This is a genomic window from Pseudomonas sp. PB106 (genome assembly GCF_009764645.1).
Taxonomy (GTDB): Bacteria; Pseudomonadota; Gammaproteobacteria; order Pseudomonadales; family Pseudomonadaceae; genus Aquipseudomonas.
In genome coordinates this window covers 1-5,436 of the sequence record NZ_RWIM01000201.1, presented here as the reverse complement: position 1 = coordinate 5,436, position 5,436 = coordinate 1, and the positions used below count along the sequence as shown (strand labels likewise).

The 5,436-nt window shown below is 61.3% G+C and carries 3 protein-coding genes; all 3 read left to right on the top strand.

Translation table 11 applies throughout. From position 1 onward, the window contains the following. The first annotated feature begins 157 nt into the window (after nucleotides 1–157). From EJA71_RS24995 to EJA71_RS24985, 3 genes are read left to right on the top strand one after another with little or no spacing between them, the layout of a single operon-like run. The gene (locus EJA71_RS24995; RefSeq protein ID WP_158960327.1) at nucleotides 158–1,261 is read left to right on the top strand and encodes an efflux RND transporter periplasmic adaptor subunit; all 1,104 of its coding nucleotides are present in this window, start codon (nucleotides 158–160) and stop codon (nucleotides 1,259–1,261) included. Continuing rightward, nucleotides 1,258–2,322: an efflux RND transporter periplasmic adaptor subunit gene (locus tag EJA71_RS24990; RefSeq protein WP_158960324.1), complete on the top strand. Its 1,065-nt coding sequence runs from the start codon at nucleotides 1,258–1,260 to the stop codon at nucleotides 2,320–2,322. The genes EJA71_RS24995 and EJA71_RS24990 overlap by 4 nt, the downstream gene beginning before the upstream one ends. Then, the gene (locus tag EJA71_RS24985; RefSeq protein WP_158960321.1) at nucleotides 2,319–5,372 is read left to right on the top strand and encodes an efflux RND transporter permease subunit; all 3,054 of its coding nucleotides are present in this window, start codon (nucleotides 2,319–2,321) and stop codon (nucleotides 5,370–5,372) included. The genes EJA71_RS24990 and EJA71_RS24985 overlap by 4 nt, the downstream gene beginning before the upstream one ends. The last annotated feature ends 64 nt before the right edge of the window (nucleotides 5,373–5,436 follow it).

Sequence of the window (5,436 nt, the reverse complement as noted above, 5' to 3'; positions counted from 1 at the left end):
GCTGCGATCTTTTGATTTTCTAAAAAAACATCAAAAGATCGCAGCCTGCGGCAGCTCCTACGGGGAAATATTGTGATCGCGCAGGCGAAGGCGGAACCCTGTTCTAAGCTCACAGTCGTATCGTCACTTGCACGTTCGTACACAGGAAGGAGTCTGCATGGCGAGTCCCGGTTTGAAAACAGCGGTCATGCTGAGTCTGTTCACCTTGGTGACCGCCTGCGGCGAGAAAAAAGCCCCTGAGGAATACTTGCCCAGGGTCTTCGTACAAGAAGTGAAACCCATGGATTACGCGGCCTCGGTCACGTTGACCGGTGACGTGCAGGCGCGCGTGCAGACCGAATTGTCGTTCCGCGTTGGCGGCAAGATCATCCAGCGCATGGTCGATGTCGGCGATCGCGTCACCGCCAAGCAGGTGCTGGCCAAACTCGACCCTAAAGACTTGCAGACCAACGTCGATTCCGCCCAGGCCCAGGTCGTGGCCGAACAGGCGCGGGTGAAACAGAGCGCTGCGGCGTTCGTGCGTCAGCAGAAACTCCTGCCCAAGGGCTACACCAGCCAAAGCGAATACGATTCCGCCCAAGCGGCATTGCGCAGCAGCCAGAGCGCCTTGAGCGCGGCGCAGGCGCAACTGGCCAATGCCAAGGATCAACTCAGCTACACCTCGCTGATTGCCGACGCGCCGGGCGTCATCACCGAGCGCCAGGCCGAAGTCGGCCAGGTGGTCCAGGCCACCGCGCCGATCTTCAGCCTGGCCCGCGATGGCGACCGCGATGCAGTGTTCAACGTTTATGAATCACTGCTCGCCGAGCGCCCCACGGACAACAGGATCACCGTCAGCCTGCTCGACAACCCCGAGATCAAAACCACCGGCACCGTGCGCGAAATTACCCCGGCGGTGTCGGCGCAATCGGGCACCGTGCAAGTCAAAGTCACCCTCGACAAGCTGCCGCCGGGCATGCAACTCGGTTCGGTGGTCAGCGCAACGGCTAAAGGCTCGGGCAAATCGGCAGTCGAGCTGCCGTGGTCAGCTTTGACGAAAAACATCAGCGATACCGCGGTGTGGATGGTCGACGACAAGGGCGAGGCGCAGTTGCACAACGTCACGGTCGGCCGTTACCTGACCGGCAAAGTCATCATCAGCGAAGGCCTCAGGGGCGGCGAGAAAGTCATCGTCGCTGGCGGACAATTACTGCACCCGGGGATGAAAGTCGAAATCGCCGAAAACACCTACAAAGATCTGCAACCGGGAGCACAGCCATGAAGTCTCTGTGGCTGTTACCCGTCGCTGTGTTGTTGGCCGCGTGCTCGAAGAAAGAGCCGCCGCCCGAGCCGGTGCGCCCGGTGCTGTCAGTCAAGGTTGAAGCGCTCAGCGAGGAAAACCTCGGCCGCTTTGCCGGCAGCATTCAGGCGCGTTACGAGAGCAATACCGGATTCCGAGTCGGTGGCCGTATCGCCAGCCGTAACGTCGATGTCGGTACCGAGGTCGAGAAGGGCACGCTGCTCGCCACCCTCGACCCTTCCGACCAGCAGAATCAGTTGCGTTCGGCCCAAGGCGATCTGGCGAGAATCCAGGCGCAATTGATCAACGCGCAAGCCAATGCGCGCCGCCAGCAAGCGCTGTTCGATCGCGGTGTTGGCGCGCAGGCGCAACTGGACGTCGCCAACACCGATCTGAAAACCACCCAGGCCTCGCTGGATCAGGCGCGGGCGGCGGTCAATCAGAGCAAGGATCAACTCGGCTACACCGAGCTACGCTCCGACCACCGCGCCGTGGTCACCGCGTGGAACGCCGAAGCCGGGCAGGTCGTTACCGCCGGTCAGCAAGTGGTGACCCTGGCGCAACCGGACATCAAGGAAGCGGTGATTGATCTGCCAGATACCCTGGTCGATCAGATCCCCAGCGATGTGGTGTTTTCCGTGGCCGCGCAACTCGACCCGAGCATCAACACCACAGCGGTCATCCGCGAGATCGAACCCCAGGCCCAGAGCGCCACGCGCACCCGCCGTGCGCGCCTGACCCTGGCCGATACGCCGGACGGTTTCCGCCTCGGCACGGCGATCAGCGTGACCCTCAGCTCGGCGATCAAACCGCGTATCGAATTGCCCGCGACGGCGTTGCAAGAGGTCGACGGCAAAGCTCGCATCTGGGTCATCGACACGCAAAACAAAACCGTCAGCCCCCGCGATGTCACCGTCATCAGCCGTACCGACAGCAGCGTCGTACTGGCGGGCGGCGTGAAGAACGGCGAGCGCGTGGTCAGCGCCGGCGTCAACAGCCTCAAACCCGGACAATCGGTAAAACTTGACGAGGACAGTCAATGAAAGGCTCTTTCAACCTCTCCGAATGGGCCCTCAAGCATCAGTCATTCGTCTGGTATCTGATGTTCGTCGCGTTGCTGATGGGCGTGTTCTCGTACTTCAATCTGGGGCGCGAAGAAGATCCGTCGTTCACCATCAAAACCATGGTCATCCAGACCAAATGGCCGGGCGCGACGCAAGAGGAAACCCTCAAGCAGGTCACCGACCGCATCGAGAAAAAACTCGAAGAACTCGACTCCCTCGACTACGTGAAAAGCTACACGCGCCCCGGCGAATCGACGGTGTACGTGTACCTGCGCGACACCACCAGCGCCAAGGACATCCCGGAAATCTGGTACCAGGTGCGCAAGAAGATCGATGACATTCGCGGGCAGTTTCCCCAAGGCATTCAGGGGCCGGGATTCAACGATGAGTTTGGTGATGTATTCGGTTCGGTGTATGCGTTTACGGCTGACGGCCTGACCATGCGCCAGCTGCGCGACTATGTGGAACAGGCCCGGGCGGAGATCCGCAATGTGCCGGGGCTGGGCAAGATCGAAATGGTCGGCCAGCAGGACGAAGTGATTTACCTGAACTTCTCCACGCGCAAACTGGCTGCGCTGGGCATCGATCAGCGTCAGGTGGTGGACAGTCTGCAATCGCAGAATGCCGTGACCCCGGCGGGTGTGATCGAGGCCGGCCCGGAGCGGATTTCCGTGCGCACCTCCGGCCAGTTCGCTTCGGAGAAGGATCTGGCCGAGGTCAACCTCAAGCTCAATGACCGCTTCTATCGTCTGGCCGATATCGCCGAGATCAGCCGTGGTTACGTCGACCCGGCGACTCCGGAATTCCGCTTCGACGGCAAACCGGCCATCGGTCTGGCCATTGCCATGCAGAAGGGCGGCAACGTTCAGGAGTTCGGCAAGGCCTTGCATGCGCGCATCGACCAACTCACCGCGGACTTGCCGGTCGGCGTCGGTGTGCACACGGTGTCCGATCAGGCCGTGGTGGTTGAAGAAGCCGTTGGCGGTTTCACCAGCGCGCTGTTCGAAGCGGTGATCATCGTGCTGGTGGTGAGCTTTATCAGCCTTGGCGTGCGCGCCGGGCTGGTGGTGGCGTGCTCGATTCCGCTGGTGCTGGCGATGGTGTTTGTTTTCATGGAATACAGCGGCATCACCATGCAGCGGATCTCCCTCGGCGCATTGATCATCGCCCTCGGCCTGCTGGTCGACGACGCGATGATCACCGTGGAGATGATGGTCACGCGCCTGGAAATGGGCGAGACCCGCGAGCAGGCCGCGACGTTCGCCTATACCTCGACGGCGTTCCCGATGCTCACCGGTACGCTGGTGACGGTGGCCGGTTTCGTGCCCATCGGGCTCAACGCCAGCTCCGCCGGGGAGTACACCTTCACCCTGTTTGCGGTGATCGCAGTGGCGATGCTGGTGTCGTGGGTGGTGGCCGTGTTCTTCGCCCCGGTGATCGGCGTGCACATCCTCAGCGCCAATGTGAAACCCCATGAAGCCGAGCCGGGCCGGGTCGGTCGCGCGTTCAATGGTGGGCTGCTGTGGGCGATGCGCAACCGCTGGTGGGCAATCGGCATCACCGTGTTGCTGTTTGCCCTGTCGATTTTTTGCATGCGTTTTGTGCAGAACCAGTTCTTCCCGGCATCGGACCGCCCGGAAATTCTCGTCGACCTCAACCTGCCGCAAAACGCCTCGATCGACGAAACCCGCAAAGCCGTCGACAAACTCGAAGCGACGCTCAAGGGCGATGCGGACATCGTGCGCTGGAGCACTTACATCGGCCAGGGCGCGATCCGTTTCTACCTGCCCCTCGACCAGCAATTGCAGAACCCGTACTACGCGCAACTGGTGATCGTCAGCAAGGATTTCGAGGCCCGTGAGGCGTTGACCCAACGTCTGCGCGAACGCCTGCACAAGGACTTCGTCGGCATCGGCAGTTACGTGCAAGCATTGGAAATGGGTCCGCCGGTGGGGCGTCCGATCCAGTACCGGGTCAGCGGCAAAGACATCGATCAGGTGCGCAAACACGCCATTGACCTCGCGACCGAACTGGACAAGAACTCGCACATTGGCGAGATCATTTACGACTGGAACGAGCCGGGCAAAGTCCTGCGCATCGACATCGCCCAGGACAAGGCGCGCCAGCTCGGGCTGTCGTCCGAAGACGTGGCGAACCTGATGAACAGCATCGTCAGCGGCTCGCCGTTGACCCAGGTCGATGACGACATCTACCTGATCAACGTGGTCGGGCGTGCGGTGGATTCCGAGCGCGGTACGCCGGAAACCCTGCAAAACCTGCAGATCGTCACGCCGAGCGGCACGTCGATTCCGCTGCTGGCGTTCGCCACGGTTCGGTATGAACTGGAGCAACCGTTGGTGTGGCGTCGCGACCGTTTGCCGACCATCACCATCAAGGCTTCGGTGCGCGACGAGATCCAGCCGACCGATCTGGTGAAAATCCTCAAGCCGTCGATTGATGCCTTCGCCGAAAAACTGCCGGTCGGCTACAAAGTCGCCACCGGCGGTACGGTCGAGGAAAGCGGCAAGGCTCAGGGGCCGATTGCCAAGGTATTGCCGTTGATGCTGTTCCTGATGGCGACGTTCCTGATGATCCAGTTGCACAGCGTGCAGAAAATGTTTCTGGTGGCGAGTGTCGCGCCGTTGGGGCTGATCGGCGTGGTGCTGGCGCTGGTGCCGACGGGCACGCCGATGGGTTTCGTGGCGATCCTGGGGATTCTCGCGCTGATCGGCATCATCATCCGTAACTCGGTGATTCTGGTGACGCAGATCGATGAGTTCGAGAAGAAAGGGTATGCGCCGTGGGACGCAGTGGTCGAGGCGACCGAGCATCGGCGCCGGCCGATCCTGCTCACCGCAGCGGCGGCGAGCATGGGCATGATCCCGATCGCCCGGGAAGTATTCTGGGGGCCGATGGCTTACGCGATGATTGGCGGGATCGTGGTGGCGACGTTGCTGACGCTGCTGTTCCTGCCGGCGCTGTATGTGGCCTGGTACAAGATTCGCGAACCGCAAAAAGACGCGGCCTAAGGTAAAAGCAAAAGATCGCAGCCTGCGGCAGCTCCTACATATCACCCCATGTAGGAGCTGCCGC

Excerpts from the sequence above, each read along its gene's own strand:
- EJA71_RS24990 (WP_158960324.1), top strand. The coding sequence starts at position 1,258 with ATGAAGTCTCTGTGGCTGTTACCCGTCGCTGTGTTGTTGGCCGCGTGC.
- EJA71_RS24985 (WP_158960321.1), top strand. The coding sequence starts at position 2,319 with ATGAAAGGCTCTTTCAACCTCTCCGAATGGGCCCTCAAGCATCAGTCA.
- EJA71_RS24995 (WP_158960327.1), top strand. The coding sequence starts at position 158 with ATGGCGAGTCCCGGTTTGAAAACAGCGGTCATGCTGAGTCTGTTCACC.